Raw genomic sequence first — 17,420 nt, forward strand, 5'->3', positions numbered from 1 at the left:
CGCGTCCTTTCAAATTCCGGGTGTGTTCATGCCGATCGATATCCTTATGCCCGCGCTTTCGCCCACCATGGAGGAGGGCAAGCTCGCCAAATGGCTCAAGGCCGAGGGGGATGCCATCAAGGCAGGCGACATCCTGGCCGAGATCGAGACCGACAAGGCGACCATGGAAGTCGAAGCGGTCGACGAAGGCATTCTTGCCAAGATCCTGGTTGCCGACGGCACCGAGAATGTCGCGGTCAATACGCCGATCGGCGTGATCGCCGCCGATGGTGAGGATGTGAAGGCGGCTGCTTCGGGCGGTGCCAAGCCGGCGGCGGTTACCCAGAAGCCGGCCGAGCCCGAGGTCAAGGCCGAGAAGGTCTCCGCCGAAGCGCCTGCGGCGACTGCCGCACCAAGCGTTCCTGCTCAGGCGAAGTCCTATGATGCGTCGAGCGAGTTTCCCGCGGGCGCAGAAGTCGTCACCATGACGGTCCGCGAGGCGCTGCGCGATGCCATGGCCGAGGAGATGCGCCGGGATGGCGACGTCTTCGTCATGGGCGAGGAAGTCGCCGAGTATCAGGGCGCCTACAAGGTCACGCAGGGCCTGCTCCAGGAGTTCGGCCCCAAGCGCGTCATCGACACCCCGATCACCGAGCACGGCTTCGCCGGTATCGGCGTCGGTGCGGCGTTGACCGGCTTGAAGCCGATCGTCGAGTTCATGACCTTCAACTTCGCCATGCAGGCGATCGACCAGATCATCAACTCGGCCGCCAAGACGCTCTACATGTCCGGCGGCCAGATGGGCTGCCCGATCGTGTTCCGCGGCCCCAACGGTGCTGCCGCCCGCGTTGCCGCCCAGCACAGCCATGACTACGCCGCCTGGTACTCGAATGTGCCCGGTCTCAAGGTGGTGATGCCCTACAGCGCCTCGGACGCGAAGGGCCTTCTCAAGAGCGCAATTCGCGATCCGAACCCGATCATCTTCCTGGAGAACGAGATTCTCTACGGGCGTACCTTCGAGGTTCCGAAGGGCGACGACTTCCTGATCCCGATCGGCAAGGCCAAGGTCGTGCGCCCGGGCACGGATGTCACCATCGTCTCCTTCGGCATCGGCATGACCTATGCGCTCGGCGCGGCCGAGGCCCTGGCCAAGGAAGGCATCGAGGCCGAAGTCATCGACCTGCGTACCATCAGGCCCATGGATATCGAGACGGTCATCGCCTCCGTGCAGAAGACCAACCGCTGCGTCGCGGTCGAGGAAGGCTTCCCGCAGTCCGGCGTCACCGCCGAAATCGGCATGCGCATCATGGAAGCGGCTTTCGACTATCTCGATGCGCCTGTCGCCCGCGTCACCGGCAAGGACGTGCCGATGCCGTATGCGCATAATCTCGAGAAGCTCGCCCTGCCGAATATCGGCGAGGTCATCGCGGCGGCGAAGGCCGTCTGCTACAGGGCCTGATGCCGTGGCGTTGACCGTCCCTGCCATGATCGCAGCGGTCGGCCTCGCAACAGCCGGGGCCTCTGGAGCGGTCGCGTATTTCAAACCCCGGGAGCGGTTTCGGCCGCGCCCGCTGACGCCGCCGCTTCTTGCCCGCGCCCGTCTGCGCCTGCACCGCCTCGATCTCTGCGCCTATTTGCTGGCGGCGAGCGGTGTTCTGACGCTGATCCCGGAGGCGGTCCAGGCCTTCGCCCCCGAGCTGATGTTCGGGAGGACGCTGGCCGGCACCGCCCTTGAGCATCTCGATTATATCGCCTTCGTTTTCGTGTCCCTCAGCTTCGGCATGGGCCTGACACGCCGCCTGCTGCTCATCCAATTGGAAAAAGCGAGCCTCCAGCCATGCCCGTAAACATCCTGATGCCCGCGCTCTCGCCGACCATGGAGAAGGGCAATCTCGCCAAGTGGCTCAAGAAGGAAGGGGACGCCATCAAATCCGGCGACATCCTTGCCGAGATCGAGACCGACAAGGCGACGATGGAAGTCGAGGCCGTCGACGAGGGTATCCTGGCCAGGATCGTGGTGCCGGAAGGCACCGCCGATGTCGCGGTCAACGAGATCATCGGCGTGATCGCCGGCGAGGGCGAGGACGCCAAGAGCGTTGCCGCTCCCAGCGCCGCGCCCGCCAAGAGCGAAGCTGCCCCTAAGGCCGAGGCCAAGGCTGCGGAGCCGGCGCCGACAGCTCCTGCCGCTGCTCAGGCTGCGGCTGGACAGCCCGCTACGCATGGTGCTGATGGCAGCCGCCCCTTCGCCTCACCGCTGGCACGCCGCCTCGCCAAGGATGCGGGGCTCGATCTTGCAAAGGTCCAGGGTTCGGGCCCGCACGGACGGATCGTCGAGCGCGATATCGAGACGGCGAAGGCCGGCGGCGGCGCCAAGGCTGCGCCAGCTGCCGCTCCTGCGGCTGCTGCGCCCAGGCCCGCTCCTGCGCCGCTTGCGGCCGGCCCCTCCGACGAGGCGGTCAAGAAGCTGTTCGAGCCGGGTTCCTATGAGGAGATCCCGCATGACGGCATGCGCAAGACCATCGCGCGGCGCCTGACCGAAGCGAAGCAGACGATCCCGCATTTCTACGTCACGGTCGATTGCGAGCTCGACGCGCTCCTGAAGCTGCGCGCAGAACTCAATGCTGCGGCGCCCGAGAAGGACGGCAAGCCGGCCTACAAGCTTTCGGTCAACGACATGGTGATCAAGGCCCTCGCCCTGGCGCTGCGGGCCGTGCCGGACGCCAATGTCAGCTGGACCGATGGCGCCATGCTCAAGCACAAGCATGCCGATGTCGGCGTCGCCGTCTCGATTCCGGGTGGCCTGATCACGCCGATCATCCGCGACGCCTGCCACAAGCCGCTGAGCCAGATCTCGAACGAGATGAAGGACATGGCGGCGCGCGCCAAGACCCGCAAGCTCAAGCCCGAGGAATACCAGGGCGGCACCTCGGCGGTCTCCAATCTCGGCATGTTCGGCGTCAAGGATTTTGCCGCGGTGATCAACCCGCCGCATGCGACGATCCTTGCGGTCGGCGCTGGCGAGCAGCGGGCCGTGGTCAAGAACGGTGCGCTGGCGATTGCGACCATCATGTCGGTGACGCTCTCGACGGACCACCGCGCGGTCGATGGCGCGCTCGGCGCGGAATTGCTGCAGGCCTTCAAGGGCTATGTGGAGAAGCCGATGGCGATGCTGGTGTGACGGGCGTTTAGACGTCGCAAGAGCCGGACTGTCCCGCACGGCGATCGGTTGAGAGGACAAATGGGCGCAAGCCACAGAGACAGGCGATTGGGAAGGTATTCGCTGATCGCTTCAGTTCTTCCCCTGTTGCTTACAGCCTGCCAGACCTCTCAGTCCGCAGCGACCTCGCCAGCGAAAGAGGTCAACGCGAGCCATCCGCCTGTGGTTGAGTTCGGACCAGCGGTCGCGCGCGAATATCGCAGGCCGCGGGCACTGTTTGCGGCGCGGCCTGTGCTAACCCAAGCGGACTACACCGCGCGCAACACGCTACCCAAGGCAGCTTCGGGAGCGGCAGCGCTCCCCCGTGCCTATGCCGACCCGGAGGTGATCGCGTCGTTCTTCGCCGACAGGACCATAGTCAGCCATAGCCCTCAGCACGGTACCCAGGTCGAGTATATCGCGCCAAACGGTACGACCTTTCTTTGGTATCCCGGAAACGACACGATCCTGCGCGGGAGCTTCAACGTGCTTTGGGAAAACGCGTCGGCTGAGATCGATGATCCCCAGGAAGGGCGTTACCGCGGCCAGATCAACCTCAACTATGTTTGCTTCCGCTATGCTGCGAATTCCTACAACCCCGTAACGGGGCATCGCGGCGGCGGGTTTGAATGCGGCAGCTATGCGAGGCAGCGTGAGGCACTGAGGGAGACCCGCAAGGGTGACGTCTTTGGCCTTGCCGGGCGCACCAAGGCCCCATTCCCGCTTGGCCGGGAGCCACAATCCGTCGCTGCCTTGCAGAAGCTAGGGGCGGCGAAACAGCAATGATAGCCGATTGAGCTTGGCGTCTGCACCGCGCGGCGCGACGGGTTTCGATTTAGAACAAGGGTTAGGGACATGTCCGACTACGACGTCATCATCATCGGGTCCGGTCCCGGCGGTTATATCGCGGCCATCCGCTCGGCGCAGCTCGGCTTCAAGACCGCGATCGTCGAGCGTGAGCATCTTGCCGGCATCTGCTCGAACTGGGGTTGCATCCCGACCAAGGCGCTGCTGCGCTCGGCCGAGATCCTGCATTTCGGCCAGCACGCCAAGGATTATGGGCTGGTGCTCGAAGGCTCCTTCAAGGCCGATCTTGCCGCCATCGTTCAGCGCTCGCGCGGCATCGCCGCCCGCATGAACAATGGCGTCCAGTTTCTGATGAAGAAGAACAAGGTCGACGTGATCTGGGGCGAGGCCAAGCTGACCAAGCCCAGCACGATCGTGGTTGGCAAGACCGCGAAGCCTGCCATGCAGCCGCAGGTTCCGCCGCCGAAAAATGCCAAGGGCGAGGGCAGCTACACCGCCGACCACATCATTCTCGCGACGGGCGCACGCCCGCGTGCCCTTCCCGGCCTCGAGCCGGACGGCAAGCTGATCTGGACCTATTTCGAGGCCATGGTCCCGCAGAAGATGCCGAAATCGCTGCTTGTGGTGGGCTCAGGCGCGATCGGCATCGAGTTCGCCTCCTTCTACCGCACCATGGGTGTCGAGGTGACGGTGGTCGAGGTCCTGCCGCAGGTCGTGCCGGTCGAGGATGCCGAGATTGGCGCCTTCGCCCGCAAGGCCTTCGAGAAGCAGGGCATGAAGATCATCACCAGCGCCAAGGTGACCAAGGTCGAGAAATCAGCGGATTCGATCACGGCCCATATCGAGGATGAGAAGGGCGGCAAGCAGACGATCACAGCCGACCGCATGATCTCCGCCGTCGGCGTCGTTGCCAATGTCGAGAACCTTGGCCTGGAGACGCTCGGCGTGAAGAGCGATCGCGGCTTCATCGCCATCGACGAGTTCTGCCGCACCAACGTGAAGGGCGTCTATGCGATCGGCGACGTCGCCGGCCCGCCGATGCTGGCGCACAAGGCCGAGCACGAGGCGGTGATCTGCGTCGAGGCGATCAAGGGCCTGCATCCGCACCCGATGGACAAGAACATGATCCCGGGCTGCACCTATTGCCACCCGCAGATCGCCAGCGTCGGCCTGACCGAGGCCAAAGCCAAGGCTGCTGGGCACGAGCTCAGGGTCGGCCGCTTCAACTTCGTCGCCAACGGCAAGGCGGTCGCGCTCGGCGAGGATAGCGGCTTGGTCAAGACGATCTTCGACGCCAAGACTGGCAAGTTGCTCGGCGCGCATATGGTCGGGGCGGAAGTGACCGAGCTGATCCAGGGCTTCGTCGTCGCCATGAACCTCGAGACGACCGAGGAAGAATTAATGCACACCATCTTCCCGCATCCGACGCTGTCGGAGGCGATGAAGGAAAGCGTGCTCGACGCCTACGGGAAGGTGCTGAACGCGTAGAGATGCTGAACCGGGCGCTCTCAGTGCCAGGTTCCGTGATGGCAGACTGACTGACAAGAGCTGGAGACCACCATGGATCTGCGTTCGATTATCGTCGCCATCATCATCGGTCTCGTCGCCGGCTGGCTCGCCAGCATCGTCGTCGGTGGTGGTGGGCTTGTCCGCTACATCATCACCGGCCTGATCGGCGCCTTCGTCGGCAGCTTTCTGCTCTCGGCGCTCGGCGTGAATCTCGGCATCGGCAACCCGCTGGTCTCGCAGATCATCACGGCAACGATCGGCGCCATCGTCGTGGTGCTGCTGGCGCGGGTGATCGCCTGAGGTTTCCCTCTCTGGAAACTCGCGCCATGCGAGGGCATATCCGAGCGATGACGACACGCCGCGTACGCGCAAATCCCGTGGTCCCGACCAGGTCATCCCCGACGACAAGGTCGAGGTCCTGCCCCCTGGCCGCGGCCCGCCCCTGGATTGGCGGGCGCTCGCGCCGACGATTCTGCTCGGTACCGTGACCGGCTTCGTCGCCAGCCTCGTGGTCGGAGGCGGCGGGTTGATCCGTCACGCCGTTGTCGGTGTGCTCGGCATGCTGGTCGGGCAGGGATTGGTGCGGATTACCGGCTGGAGCGTGCGGACCGGACACGCCTTCCTCGACGAGGCGGCGATGGCGGTGCTCGGCGCGATCCTCGTGGTGCTGCTGGCAAGGTTCATCGCGTGACGACCGGAGCGGGCCGTCCCTGGCCTGTCCGGCAGATTCATCCTGCAGGCTGACGAAAGGGACGACGGATCATGGATAGCCCCATCTACGCCGCGCTCGGCACGCCCGGTTACGGCTTCTTCGCGACGCTGCTGATCGGCTTGCTCGCCGGCTGGATCGCGGAGCGCATCACCTCGTCCGATCATGGGCTCTTCACCAATATGCTGGTGGGCGTGGCAGGTTCGTTTGTCGGCAGCCGCCTGGCCGAACTGCTCGATATCCCGATCCACGGCTTCCTTCGCACCCTGGTCGCGGCCATCGCAGGCGCCTGCGTGGTGATCGTGATCTGGAACGCGATGCGGAAACCTGCGACCTGACGCGACCTCCGGTCAGGTTGCCGCCGGGCCTGATGCAGATTAGCTAGAGCAAATTGGCGCCTCTCGCAGGCGCCGGGTGACTGGAAACGACATGGCTCTCGTTCTCGACCTTCTGAACCGCGATCCGCGGCCCAATGTCGGCAATCCCAAGGCGGATGCCAAGCCTGCGGCCGAGCTGCGTCATCCCGAGAAGCAGAAGCGTCCGGAGAACCCTGTTCTTCGCAAACCGGACTGGATCAGGGTGAAGGCGCCCGGCTCTCCGAAATGGGCCGAAACGCAGAAGATCGTGAAGGAGAACAAGCTCGTCACGGTCTGCGAGGAAGCAGGCTGCCCGAATATCGGCGAGTGCTGGGAGAAGAAGCACGCCACCTTCATGATCATGGGTGACACCTGTACGCGGGCCTGCGCCTTCTGCAACGTCAAGACGGGCGTGCCACAGGCGCTCGACCTGGAGGAGCCGCGCAAGGTCGCAGAAGCCGTCGCCAAGCTCGGCCTCGAGCATGTCGTCATCACCTCGGTCGACCGCGATGATCTCGATGACGGTGGCGCGGAGCATTTCGCCCGCGTGATCTGCGCGATCCGCGAGGCTTCGCCCGGCACGACGATCGAGATCCTGACGCCGGATTTCCTGCGCAAGCCCGGCGCGCTCGAAGTGGTCGTCGCGGCCAAGCCGGACGTGTTCAACCACAATCTCGAAACCGTACCCGGCAAGTATCTGAAGGTGCGCCCTGGCGCGCGCTATTTCCATTCGCTGCGCCTGCTGCAGCGTGTGAAGGAGCTCGATCCCACCATCTTCACCAAGTCCGGCATCATGGTCGGTCTCGGCGAGGAGCGGAACGAAATCCTTCAGTTGATGGACGATCTGCGCTCGGCCGACGTCGATTTCATGACCATCGGCCAGTACCTCGCGCCCTCACGCAAGCATCATGCGGTGATCCGCTTCGTCACGCCCGACGAGTTCAAGGGTTTCGAGGCCATCGCCTATGTGAAGGGCTTCCTGATGGTGTCCTCGACGCCGCTGACGCGCTCCTCGCACCACGCGGGCGAGGATTTCGCGCGGTTGAGGGACGCCCGCGCAGCCAAGCTCGGCGGCTGAGCGCGCAGCATCTCATGCCGATGTTCAACAGCACCCGCCGGGTGAAGCACTCGCCGGAGCGGATGTTCGCGCTCGTGGCGGATGTCGAGAAATACCCCCAGTTCCTGCCGCTTTGCGAAGGCTTGGTGGTGCGGCGCCGGACGCCGCGCGAAGGCGGCGGCGAAGTGTTGGTGGCCGACATGACGGTCGGCTTCAAGGCGATCCGCGAGACCTTCACCAGTCGCGTCACGCTTGATCCAGCCAATCTGAAGATTCTTGTCGAGTATGTCGACGGTCCGTTCCGGCATCTCGAAAATCGCTGGAACTTCAAGGCGATGGATGGAGGCTGCGAGATCGCCTTCTTCATTTCCTACGAGTTCGCCAGCCGCATGCTCGGCCTGCTGATGGGTACGATGTTCGACAAGGCCTTTCGCAAGTTCGCCGAAGCTTTCGAGAGGCGGGCTGATCTGGTCTATGGCCGTGCCCGGGCCAGAGTCACGGATGGTTCAGCGCCGCCCGCTTGAGCATGGCGAGCGCCTCGAGGACCGAGAGACGGCGGATTTCGTCTCGCGCCTGATCGCCGAAGCGCATTTCGCGATGCGTGGTCATTACAGTTGACGCGCAGGCGAAATGGACGAGGCCGACGGGCTTGGCCGCGCTCCCGCCGCCCGGCCCGGCAACACCGGTGATCGCGACGGAAAAATCAGCCTCGAGCTTCGTGCGGCCGCCTTCCGCCATGGCGCGGGCAACCGGCTCGCTGACAGCGCCGTAGCCGTCGATCAGCGTCGCAGGCACGCCCGCCAATGCAGTCTTGGCGGCGTTCGAATAGGTCACCAGCCCGCCGTTGACGACGTCCGACGAACCAGGAATTGCGGTCAGCGCGCCCGAGACGAGCCCGCCTGTGCAGGACTCGACCGTCGCGACGCTCAGACCACGATCGCGGCAGATGGTCAGGATTTCGATGGCGAGGGCGGTGATCTCGGAATCGAACATGGTGGTTGCCCCTATTCGTCGTTCGGCAGGCGCAAAGTGGCCGTTGCCAAAGCCGCCAGCCCTTCGCCGCGACCGGTAAAGCCCATGCGTTCCGATGTCGTCGCCTTGAGCCCGACCTGGTCGAGCCGTACACCTGTGACCTCCGCGATCCGTGCCCGAATCTGTTCACGATAGGGGCCGACCTTCGGCGCCTCGCAAACGATGCTGAGATCGAGATGGTCGATCACGCCGCCGCGCCCGCTGACGCGCTCGGCGGCAAATGCGAGGAAACGGTCTGACGAGGCACCGCGCCATTGCGGATCGCTCGGCGGAAAATGCGTGCCGATATCGCCATCCGCCAGCGCCCCGAGAATGGCATCGGTCAAGGCGTGCAACGCAACGTCGCCGTCGGAATGGGCTCGCACGCCGCGCGCGTGCGGAATTCGGACGCCACCGAGCCAGACATGATCGCCATCGGTGAAGGCATGGACGTCATAGCCGGTGCCGACCCGGGTGGTCAGCTGCCTGCGCAGCCTCTCCTCCGCCAGGGCAAAATCCTCGGGATGCGTCAGCTTCACGTTCATGGCCTCTCCAGGGAAGGTCGTGACCCTATGGCCCGCCCATTCGATCAGCGCGGCGTCGTCGGTTAGGCCGGTGACGGCCGCGGCAGCTGCCGCCTCATGGGCTGCCAGCAAGAGGCGGAAGGCAAAGGCCTGAGGGGTCTGCACGCTGACGAGTTGGTCGCGCGGCGGCGTCTCGACGATATGTCCCTTGCCGTCCACGCGCTTGATCGTGTCGGTGACAGGCAAGGCGGGGATAGCAGCCGAACTGCTCCGCGCGGTTTCGATTGCGCGCTCGATCAGGGTTCGGGACGCGAACGGCCGGGCTGCATCATGGACCAGCACGGTTCCTTCGAATCCTGCGGCCGCCAATGCCTGCAGCCCGAGCCGCACAGAGTCTTGCCGGGTCGCGCCCCCCGCTACGGGGCCGAGCAGCTTGCCGGACGGGACGCCTGCGACAGCGTCGGCATAGCAGGCCTCATCACCTGTACCGATGACGACCACGACATGTGTCACGGCCCGCTCATCCAGGAACGGAAGAAGGCTTCGCCGCAGGACTGGCAGGCCGGCGAGACGGCGATACTGCTTTGGCAAGTCCCCGCCTGCGCGCAGGCCGCGCCCCGCCGCAACGACGAGGGCCGCCACCGACGGGAGACTTGTCACTGTTTCGGACGACACGGCGAGGCTCCAGCTAGAGCCCGGTTGATAGTCGCCGGTCATGCAATCGCCAAGTGCGGAGCGAGACGCTGCGACCATCCGTTCCGGGCTGCGGCAATATTGCATTGCAGCATTGTTTCGAAATCCCTTGCGCCGATGCAGCAATGTCCAATAAATAGCCATAATGGAAATTGCCTCAAAATCGGGCGATGAACTGTCCGGCATTGCCGGGGTTGCGATCGCCTCCCGAGCCTTTCTTGCGCCGATGTCGGGCGTCACCGACGTCGTGATGCGCCGCATCGCTGCACGATTCGGCGCGGGGCTCGTCGTCTCCGAAATGGTCGCATCCGACGAATTCGTGCGCGGCAGCGAGGAGGCGCGGTTGCGCGCCGAGGGGGCAGGCGTCTTCCCGCATGTCGTCCAGCTTGCCGGCTGCGATCCGCACTGGCTTGGTGAGGCTGCCCGCCTGGCAGAGGCGACCGGAGCGCAGATCGTCGATATCAATATGGGTTGTCCCGCCAAGCGCGTGACGGGCGGCTGGGCCGGCTCGGCGCTGATGCGCGATCTGGATCATGCGCTCTCGCTTGTCGAGGCGGCGGTCAGGTCCGTGAACATTCCGGTGACCGTGAAGATGCGGCTTGGCTGGGATGATGCATCCCGCAATGCGCCCGAGCTGGCGCGCCGCGCCGTATCCGCCGGCGCCGCGATGATCACGGTCCATGGTCGCACCCGGCAGCAGTTCTACAAGGGCGTCGCCGACTGGAGTGCGATTCAGGCCGTGCGTGAGACCGGTGATTTTCCGCTCGTTGCCAATGGCGACATTCACGGCGTCGCGGACGCCGAGACATGCCTTGAGCGCTCGGGCGCGAATTTCGTCATGGTCGGACGCGCGGCGCTGGGGCGGCCCTGGCTTGTCGGCGCTGTGGGCGACGTGCTCGCCGGACGCCGGGCGACCGAGTTGAGCGCGGCGCAGAAGCATGCGGTTGCGCAGGAACACTATGAGGGCCTGCTGTCCCTGCTCGGACGCGAGCAGGGCGTACGTCATGCCCGCAAGCATCTGGCCGCCTATGCCGACGAGGCGGTCGCGACCGGCTGCGACCCCGACCCCCAACAACGCCGCGCGCTCCTGACCACGGATGACCCTCACCAGGCCCTGCGCGCGCTGGCTGCCCTGTTTTCCACTGAATGCAGCCGCGAGGCAGCCTGAGCGAGGACTATTGCGTATGGCGATGGCATTTGCCGACGAGGTTGGCGATGGGCGGGATCTGACCTTGCTCGATATGGTTGAAATGCAGGCGCTGAATGTCCTGCCCATGCCGGTGCTCGTCATCGGCGAAGGGCATGGCATTCTTTACGCCAACACGGCGGCGGAGGACTTCTTCCAGTCCAGCGTTGTGGTGCTCAAGCGCCAGCGCCTGGACGATGTGATTGCCTTTGGCTCACCAGTGCTTTCCCTGGTGGAGGATGTGCAGCGGCGCGGCGCCAGTGTCAGCGAGTATCGACTTGATCTGGGCTCGCCCCGGATCGGCGTCGAACGCATCGTCGATGTTTTTGCCTCGCCCTTGCCCAACCAGGGCGATGCCGTTGTCCTGATGCTGCAAGAACGAACAATTGCCGAAAAAATGGACAGGCAGCTGACGCATCGAGGAGCGGCCCGCTCCATCACCGCGCTCGGTGCGATGCTCGCTCACGAGATCAAGAACCCGCTCTCCGGCATTCGTGGTGCAGCGCAGCTTCTTGAAGCCTCGGTGCCGGACAGCGATCGGATGTTGACCCAGCTGATCTGCGACGAGGCGGACCGGATCGTGAAGCTGGTCGAGCGTGTCGAGCTGTTTGGTGATGAGCGCCCGAGCGAGCGCGGTCCGGTCAATGTCCATGACGTGCTGGACCATGTGAAGCGCCTGGCCCAATCGGGCTTCGCCCGGCACATCCGCTTCAACGAGATCTATGATCCGTCGTTGCCACCGGTCGCCGGCAACCGCGATCAGCTGGTCCAGGTTCTACTGAACCTGATGAAGAATGCGGCGGAAGCCATTGGTGAGCATGCGATTGACGGCGAGATCACGCTGACCACAGCCTACCGCCCGGGCATCCGCATGCAGCATGCCGGCTCGGCAGGTCGGATCGCCTTGCCGCTGGAGATCGGTATCCGCGACAACGGCCCAGGCGTGCCTCATGACCTGCTGCCGCATCTGTTCGATCCCTTCGTCACCACCAAGGCGCAGGGCAGTGGCCTTGGACTTGCACTCGTAGCGAAGGTGATCGGCGACCACGGCGGAATCGTCGAGTGCGAGTCCGTGCCGCGGCGCACGACATTCCGGATTCTTCTGCCCCTGCATGAAGCGCGTCCCCAACGGAGCGCTTGAGGTTCACAGGACGATAATTGAATGCCCACCGGTAACATTCTCATCGCCGACGACGATGCCGCGATCCGCACGGTGCTCAACCAGGCCCTCGCGCGGGCCGGGTACGAGGTCAGGACGACAGGACAGGCGGCGACACTCTGGACCTGGGCAGCACAAGGGCTGGGCGATCTCATCATCACCGACGTGGTGATGCCCGACGGGAACGCCTTCGATCTTTTGCCGCGGATCAAGCGGGTGCGGCCAGACCTGCCGATCATCGTGATGAGCGCGCAGAACACCTTCATGACCGCGATCAAGGCGTCGGAGCGCGGAGCTTATGAATATCTGCCAAAACCCTTCGATCTGAAGGAACTCGTCGCGATCGTCGGGCGAGCGCTCTCGCGGCCGCGCGGCGATGGCGGGCGTGCCAATGCCGTGGCCGAGGCTGATGACATTCCGCTGATCGGCCGCTCGCCGGCAATGCAGGACGTCTATCGGGCGCTCGCAAGGCTGATGCCGATCGACCTCACCGTGATGATCAACGGCGAGTCCGGTACAGGCAAGGAGTTGGTTGCCCGCGCGCTCCACGATTACGGCAAGCGCCGCAACGGTCCCTTCGTCGCCATCAACATGGCTGCGATTCCGAAGGATTTGATCGAATCCGAGCTGTTTGGCCATGAGAAGGGTGCCTTCACCGGCGCCCTCACGCGCTCGTCCGGCCGCTTCGAGCAAGCCGAGGGCGGCACGCTCTTCCTCGACGAAATCGGCGACATGCCGATGGAGGCCCAGACGCGGCTCCTGCGCGTGCTGCAGCAGGGCGAATACACGACGGTTGGCGGACGCACGCCGATCAAGACCAATGTCCGCATCGTGGCGGCGACCAACAAGGATCTGCGCATCTCGATCGCGCAGGGCCTGTTCCGCGAGGATCTGTTTTTCCGGCTCAACGTCGTACCGATCAGATTGCCTCCGCTGCGCGAGCGGGTCGAAGACATTCCGGATCTCGCCCGGCACTTCTTCTCGCTGGTCGAGAAGGAAGGGCTGCCGCGCAAGCAAATCGATTCGGAGGCGATGGACGTGATGCGGCGCTATCGCTGGCCGGGCAACGTTCGCGAACTGGAAAACCTCGTCCGGCGCCTTGCCGCGCTCTATCCACAGGAGACGATCACCGCACCGATCGTCGAAACAGAACTGCAGCCGGCCTCCGCGACGTCGGGCTTCGCCCACAATTCGGGGCCGGAGCGGGCGGAGACCTTGTCCGGTTCAGTCGAGCGTCATCTCGGTCAGTATTTCGGCGGCTTTGGGGATAATATCCCGCCGCCCGGCCTCTATCATCGTATTTTGCGCGAGGTCGAACCGCCATTGATAGCCGCCGCGCTCGCGGCAACCCGGGGCAACCAGATTCGCGCGGCCGAGTTGCTCGGGCTCAATCGCAACACCCTGCGCAAGAAGATTCGTGAACTCGACATGCAGGTGGTCCGCTCGCCACGCTGAGCATTTGTAAGGCCGGGCAACGGTTTCCTGCCTTTCATATGTCATATTTTGACAACACCGTTGCGGCGGCGCATCAGTGCGCCGAGCCGGGTGCCCTTGCGTCCAGCTTCCGCGGAGTTGTTGAGACAGAGTGACCGCCTCCATCAGCGATATCAGGATCACGCCACGTGGCGAGGATACGCCGCGACGCGTCTCGGGCTGGCTCGGGGCCCTCGTCGTCGTATTCGCGCTCGTCTCCGCACTGGTGACTTTTCTTGTCCTGTCCGGCGCGACTCCCATCGTGCCGGTGCACGAGGTCGTCATCGGCGTCTTCGTGCTCAACGGTTTCCTGATCCTGCTGCTGCTGATCATCGTCGCGTTCGAGACGGCGGTGCTGATCCGCGCGAGACGCGCCGGCGCCGCAGCTGCCGGTCTGCATGTCCGCATCGTCGGCCTGTTCAGCATCATCGCCGCCTTGCCCGCAGTTCTCGTGGCGGTGATCGCGACCGTCACCATCGAGCGCGGCCTCGAGCCCTGGTTCTCGGATCGGATGCGCGATGCCATCTTCAAATCGGTCGAGGTCGCGGACGCCTATGCGGCAGGCCAGTGCCAGTCGCTCGGCCGCGAAATCCGTGTGCTGGCCGACGATCTGGCCCGGGCAAAACCGGCCTTCGACGCCGACCGCAAATGGTTCGAGAACTTCCTCACAGCCCGCGCAACGGCGCTCGGCGTCCCGGTCGCCACGATCATGCGCCCGCCAGATACTGTCCTCGTCAGGGCCAATATCGATGTCCTGCGCGATGCGCCGAAGCCTGATGGGGCCGCATTCGAGGATGCGCAATCCTCGCCCGAGCCGATCTGCGTGCTGCCCGCGACGGGGCGCATCTTCGGCGCACTCGTCAAGCTGCCGACCTATGACAACGCCTTCCTCTATGTCGCTCGCGAGGTGAACCCGCTCGCCGTAGAGTTTCCGGCCGTCGCCCGTGGTGCCGCCGTCGAGTATCTCTCGATCGACGCACGCCGGAAAGGCGTGCAGATCGCCTTTGCCTCCATGTATGCCCTGATCGCCGTCATCCTGCTGCTCTCGGCGATCTGGATCGGACTCAGCTTCGCCAATGGGCTGGTGGCGCCGATCCGGCGCATGATCCATGCGACCGACCAGGTCTCAAGCGGCAACTTCTATGTCCAGGTCCCGATACGACGATCGGAGGGCGATCTCGCCCATCTCGGCGAAACCTTCAACAAGATGACGGCGGAGCTGCGCCGGCAGCGCGATGGGCTGGTCACGGCGAGCGAAGTCATCGACCGACGGCGGCGTTTCACCGAAACGGTCCTGTCGGGTGTGTCGTCTGGCGTGCTTGGCCTCGACGCCGACGGTCACATCACCATCATGAACCGCTCGGCGGAGATCCTGCTTGGCGCCGGCGGGCGTCTGCTGGGCGAGCCGATCGGTCAAGTCGCCCCCGAAATCGCAGGTTTCGTTGCCGAAGCGTTGCATAACCGGCAGAGGCAAAGCTCCGGCCAGATTGCGATCACGCGCGCCGGCCGCGATCGGATGGTCAATGTCCGCGCCGTGCGCGAAGGCGAGGGGGCTGGCGCAGGCCTTGTCGTGACGCTTGACGACATCACCGATCTGGTCTCGGCGCAGCGCACCGCGGCATGGGCCGACGTCGCACGGCGCATTGCGCATGAAATCAAGAATCCGCTGACGCCGATCCAGCTTTCTGCCGAGCGGATCCGGCGCAAATTCGGGCGCGTGATCGTCGACGACAAGGAGATCTTCGAGCAGTGCACGGCGACGATCGTGCGCCAGGTCGAGGATATCCGGCGTATGGTCGACGAGTTCTCGTCCTTTGCGCGCATGCCGAAGCCCTCGCTGGAGCGCGAGGACATCGTCGAGACGGTGCGTCAGATCGTCTTCCTGATGCGTGTCGGCAATCCGGAGCTGACCCTGTCGGAGGACCTGCCTGCGGAACCGGTCCTGGCGCAGTTCGACCGCCGATTGATGTCGCAGGCCCTGACAAATGTCATCAAGAACGCCACCGAAGCGATCGAAGCCTTGCCGATGGAGCAGCGCGGCCCCGGCCGGATCGATGTCGCCTTCCAGCGCCGCGAGGATGGCTTGATCATCATCGACGTCGTCGATAACGGCAAAGGCCTGCCGATCGATCAGCGCCAGAAGCTGCTCGAACCCTATATGACGACACGCGAGGGCGGCACCGGGCTCGGCCTCGCGATCGTCGGCAAGATCCTCGAGGACCATGGCGGGGGCATCGAACTGCTCGACCGGCCTGATGTCCATGAAGGCGGACGCGGTGCGCGCGTCAGGCTCTGGTTCCCCGAGACCGGGCCGGAAGAGCAACCCGATGATGCCGAAGCCGGTGGCAAGCCCGCCGAAATCGCCATGAACAAGCAGAACGGAACTCAGGAATGAGCGCTGACATTCTGGTCGTAGACGACGAAGTCGACATCCGGGAACTGGTTTCCGGCCTGCTCGAGGACGAGGGCTACCGCACGCGCAAGGCTGGATCAGCAGACGAGGCTCTGGCGGCCATCGCCGCCCGCCGGCCGAACCTGGTCTTTCTCGATATCTGGCTGCAGGGCAGCCGGCTCGACGGCTTGCAGGTGCTCGACCTGATCAAGGAAAGCCACCCGGACCTTGCGGTGGTGATGATCTCCGGTCACGGCAACATCGAGACGGCCGTCTCCGCCATCAAGAGCGGCGCCTATGACTTCATCGAGAAGCCGTTCAAGGCCGACCGGTTGATCCTGGTCGCCGAACGTGCGCTCGAAGCGTCGCGGCTGCGACGCGAGGTGCGCGAACTGAAGACACGCTCGGTGCAGGCGAGCCGGATCGTCGGCAAGTCGACCGTTGTCAATCAGTTGCGGCAGACCATCGATCGCGTTGGGCCAACCAATGCGCGCGTGCTGATCACCGGCGAGCCGGGATGCGGAAAGGAACTGGCCGCCCGGACCCTGCATGAGGCCTCCAGCCGGTCGTCCGGTCCGTTCATCGTCATCAATGCAGCGACGATCACGCCGGAAACGATGGAGGAGGAGCTTTTTGGCGTCGAGGGCGGAGAGGGACGTTCCCGCCGGGTCGGTGCACTCGAAGAGGCGCATGGCGGTTCGCTCTATATCGACGAAATCGGCGACATGCCGCGAGAGACGCAGAACCGCATCCTGCGTGTTCTCGTCGATCAGAATTTCCAGCGCGTCGGCGGCGCGACGCGCGTCCATGTCGACGTCCGCATCATTTCTTCGACCAGCCGCGATCTCGCCCAGTTGATTGCCGACGGGCGTTTCCGCGAGGACCTCTATCACCGGCTGAGCGTGGTGCCGGTACGCGTGCCGGCACTCTCCGAGCGTCGCGAGGACGTGCCTGAGCTGATCGAGTTCTTCATGGACCAGATTTCGGTCGCAACCGGCTTGCCGAAGCGCAGAATCGGCGGTGACGCCATGGCGGTCCTGCAGTCGCATGAATGGCCTGGCAATGTCCGCGAGCTGCGCAACAATGTCGAACGGCTGATGATCCTGACCAAGGGGGATCCGAGCGCCGATATCACCATCGAGATGCTGCCCGCCGAGGTGGGCGCCATGGTGCCGACGACGCCGTCGGGGTCGGGCGGTGAGCGCTTGATGAGCCTGCCGCTGCGTGATGCGCGCGAGATTTTCGAGCGCGAGTATCTGATCGCCCAGATTGCTCGCTTCTCCGGGAATATCTCACGCACGGCCGAATTCATCGGCATGGAGCGATCGGCCTTGCACCGCAAGCTGAAGTCGCTCGGGGTCGGCTGACG

At 64.6% G+C, this 17,420-nt stretch carries 17 protein-coding genes; 15 read left to right on the forward strand and 2 right to left on the reverse strand.

Annotation, left to right across the window (positions count from 1 at the left end; translation table 11 throughout):
• Nucleotides 1-28 precede the first annotated feature (28 nt).
• From FG93_RS30595 to FG93_RS30640, 10 genes are all read left to right on the forward strand, one after another.
• Nucleotides 29-1,438 (forward strand): pyruvate dehydrogenase complex E1 component subunit beta, encoded by a 1,410-nt coding sequence (locus tag FG93_RS30595; protein ID WP_043242741.1) that lies wholly within the window; start codon nucleotides 29-31, stop codon nucleotides 1,436-1,438.
• Between the two features lie 4 nt (nucleotides 1,439-1,442).
• A complete protein-coding gene (locus FG93_RS30600; protein ID WP_152579712.1) occupies nucleotides 1,443-1,826 on the forward strand; it encodes a hypothetical protein in 384 nt (127 codons plus the stop codon).
• A complete protein-coding gene (locus FG93_RS30605) occupies nucleotides 1,817-3,157 on the forward strand; it encodes a pyruvate dehydrogenase complex dihydrolipoamide acetyltransferase (protein ID WP_043242672.1) in 1,341 nt (446 codons plus the stop codon). The genes FG93_RS30600 and FG93_RS30605 overlap by 10 nt, the downstream gene beginning before the upstream one ends.
• Nucleotides 3,158-3,427: 270 nt before the next feature.
• Complete coding sequence (locus FG93_RS31560) at nucleotides 3,428-3,961, forward strand: hypothetical protein (protein WP_152579713.1); 534 nt, start codon at nucleotides 3,428-3,430, stop codon at nucleotides 3,959-3,961.
• A gap of 69 nt (nucleotides 3,962-4,030) precedes the next feature.
• Nucleotides 4,031-5,470 (forward strand): dihydrolipoyl dehydrogenase, encoded by a 1,440-nt coding sequence (lpdA, locus tag FG93_RS30615; protein WP_043242675.1) that lies wholly within the window; start codon nucleotides 4,031-4,033, stop codon nucleotides 5,468-5,470.
• A 72-nt stretch (nucleotides 5,471-5,542) separates the two neighbouring features.
• Complete coding sequence (locus tag FG93_RS30620) at nucleotides 5,543-5,791, forward strand: GlsB/YeaQ/YmgE family stress response membrane protein (protein WP_043242677.1); 249 nt, start codon at nucleotides 5,543-5,545, stop codon at nucleotides 5,789-5,791.
• Nucleotides 5,792-5,975: 184 nt separating this feature from the next.
• Nucleotides 5,976-6,182: a GlsB/YeaQ/YmgE family stress response membrane protein gene (locus FG93_RS30625; RefSeq protein WP_244448783.1), complete on the forward strand. Its 207-nt coding sequence runs from the start codon at nucleotides 5,976-5,978 to the stop codon at nucleotides 6,180-6,182.
• Nucleotides 6,183-6,253: 71 nt separating this feature from the next.
• Nucleotides 6,254-6,538: a GlsB/YeaQ/YmgE family stress response membrane protein gene (locus FG93_RS30630; RefSeq protein WP_043242682.1), complete on the forward strand. Its 285-nt coding sequence runs from the start codon at nucleotides 6,254-6,256 to the stop codon at nucleotides 6,536-6,538.
• 91 nt (nucleotides 6,539-6,629) lie between these two features.
• The gene (gene lipA / locus FG93_RS30635) at nucleotides 6,630-7,634 is read left to right on the forward strand and encodes a lipoyl synthase (RefSeq protein WP_043242685.1); all 1,005 of its coding nucleotides are present in this window, start codon (nucleotides 6,630-6,632) and stop codon (nucleotides 7,632-7,634) included.
• 14 nt (nucleotides 7,635-7,648) lie between these two features.
• Nucleotides 7,649-8,137 (forward strand): type II toxin-antitoxin system RatA family toxin, encoded by a 489-nt coding sequence (locus tag FG93_RS30640; protein ID WP_043242687.1) that lies wholly within the window; start codon nucleotides 7,649-7,651, stop codon nucleotides 8,135-8,137.
• Here the strand turns inward: FG93_RS30640 and FG93_RS30645 are convergent.
• Nucleotides 8,109-8,606, reverse strand: coding sequence for a CinA family protein (locus tag FG93_RS30645; RefSeq protein WP_043242690.1), 498 nt, complete (start codon nucleotides 8,604-8,606; stop codon nucleotides 8,109-8,111). The genes FG93_RS30640 and FG93_RS30645 overlap by 29 nt on opposite strands.
• An 11-nt stretch (nucleotides 8,607-8,617) precedes the next feature.
• On the reverse strand, nucleotides 8,618-9,823 hold the full coding sequence (locus tag FG93_RS30650; RefSeq protein WP_244448784.1) for a bifunctional 2-C-methyl-D-erythritol 4-phosphate cytidylyltransferase/2-C-methyl-D-erythritol 2,4-cyclodiphosphate synthase: 1,206 nt from the start codon (nucleotides 9,821-9,823) through the stop codon (nucleotides 8,618-8,620).
• Between the two features lie 163 nt (nucleotides 9,824-9,986).
• On the opposite strand from FG93_RS30650, the gene dusB reads away from it, so the two are divergent.
• The 5 genes from dusB (at nucleotide 9,987) to FG93_RS30675 (ending at nucleotide 17,418) form a co-directional block, all read left to right on the forward strand.
• Nucleotides 9,987-11,009, forward strand: a complete 1,023-nt coding sequence (gene dusB / locus FG93_RS30655) for a tRNA dihydrouridine synthase DusB (protein ID WP_052514400.1) — start codon at nucleotides 9,987-9,989, stop codon at nucleotides 11,007-11,009.
• Between the two features lie 82 nt (nucleotides 11,010-11,091).
• Nucleotides 11,092-12,168, forward strand: a complete 1,077-nt coding sequence (locus tag FG93_RS30660; protein WP_081882028.1) for a nitrogen regulation protein NR(II) — start codon at nucleotides 11,092-11,094, stop codon at nucleotides 12,166-12,168.
• A 21-nt stretch (nucleotides 12,169-12,189) separates the two neighbouring features.
• The gene (ntrC, locus tag FG93_RS30665; RefSeq protein WP_043242692.1) at nucleotides 12,190-13,641 is read left to right on the forward strand and encodes a nitrogen regulation protein NR(I); all 1,452 of its coding nucleotides are present in this window, start codon (nucleotides 12,190-12,192) and stop codon (nucleotides 13,639-13,641) included.
• Nucleotides 13,642-13,771: 130 nt separating this feature from the next.
• Entirely contained in the window at nucleotides 13,772-16,054 is a 2,283-nt protein-coding gene (locus tag FG93_RS30670; RefSeq protein ID WP_052514401.1) for a PAS domain-containing sensor histidine kinase, read from the forward strand.
• Nucleotides 16,051-17,418, forward strand: a complete 1,368-nt coding sequence (locus tag FG93_RS30675; RefSeq protein ID WP_043242696.1) for a sigma-54 dependent transcriptional regulator — start codon at nucleotides 16,051-16,053, stop codon at nucleotides 17,416-17,418. The genes FG93_RS30670 and FG93_RS30675 overlap by 4 nt, the downstream gene beginning before the upstream one ends.
• Nucleotides 17,419-17,420 lie beyond the last annotated feature (2 nt).

The organism is Allobosea sp. LC85 (assembly GCF_000735605.1).
In the GTDB taxonomy this organism is placed as follows: Bacteria; Pseudomonadota; Alphaproteobacteria; order Rhizobiales; family Beijerinckiaceae; genus Allobosea.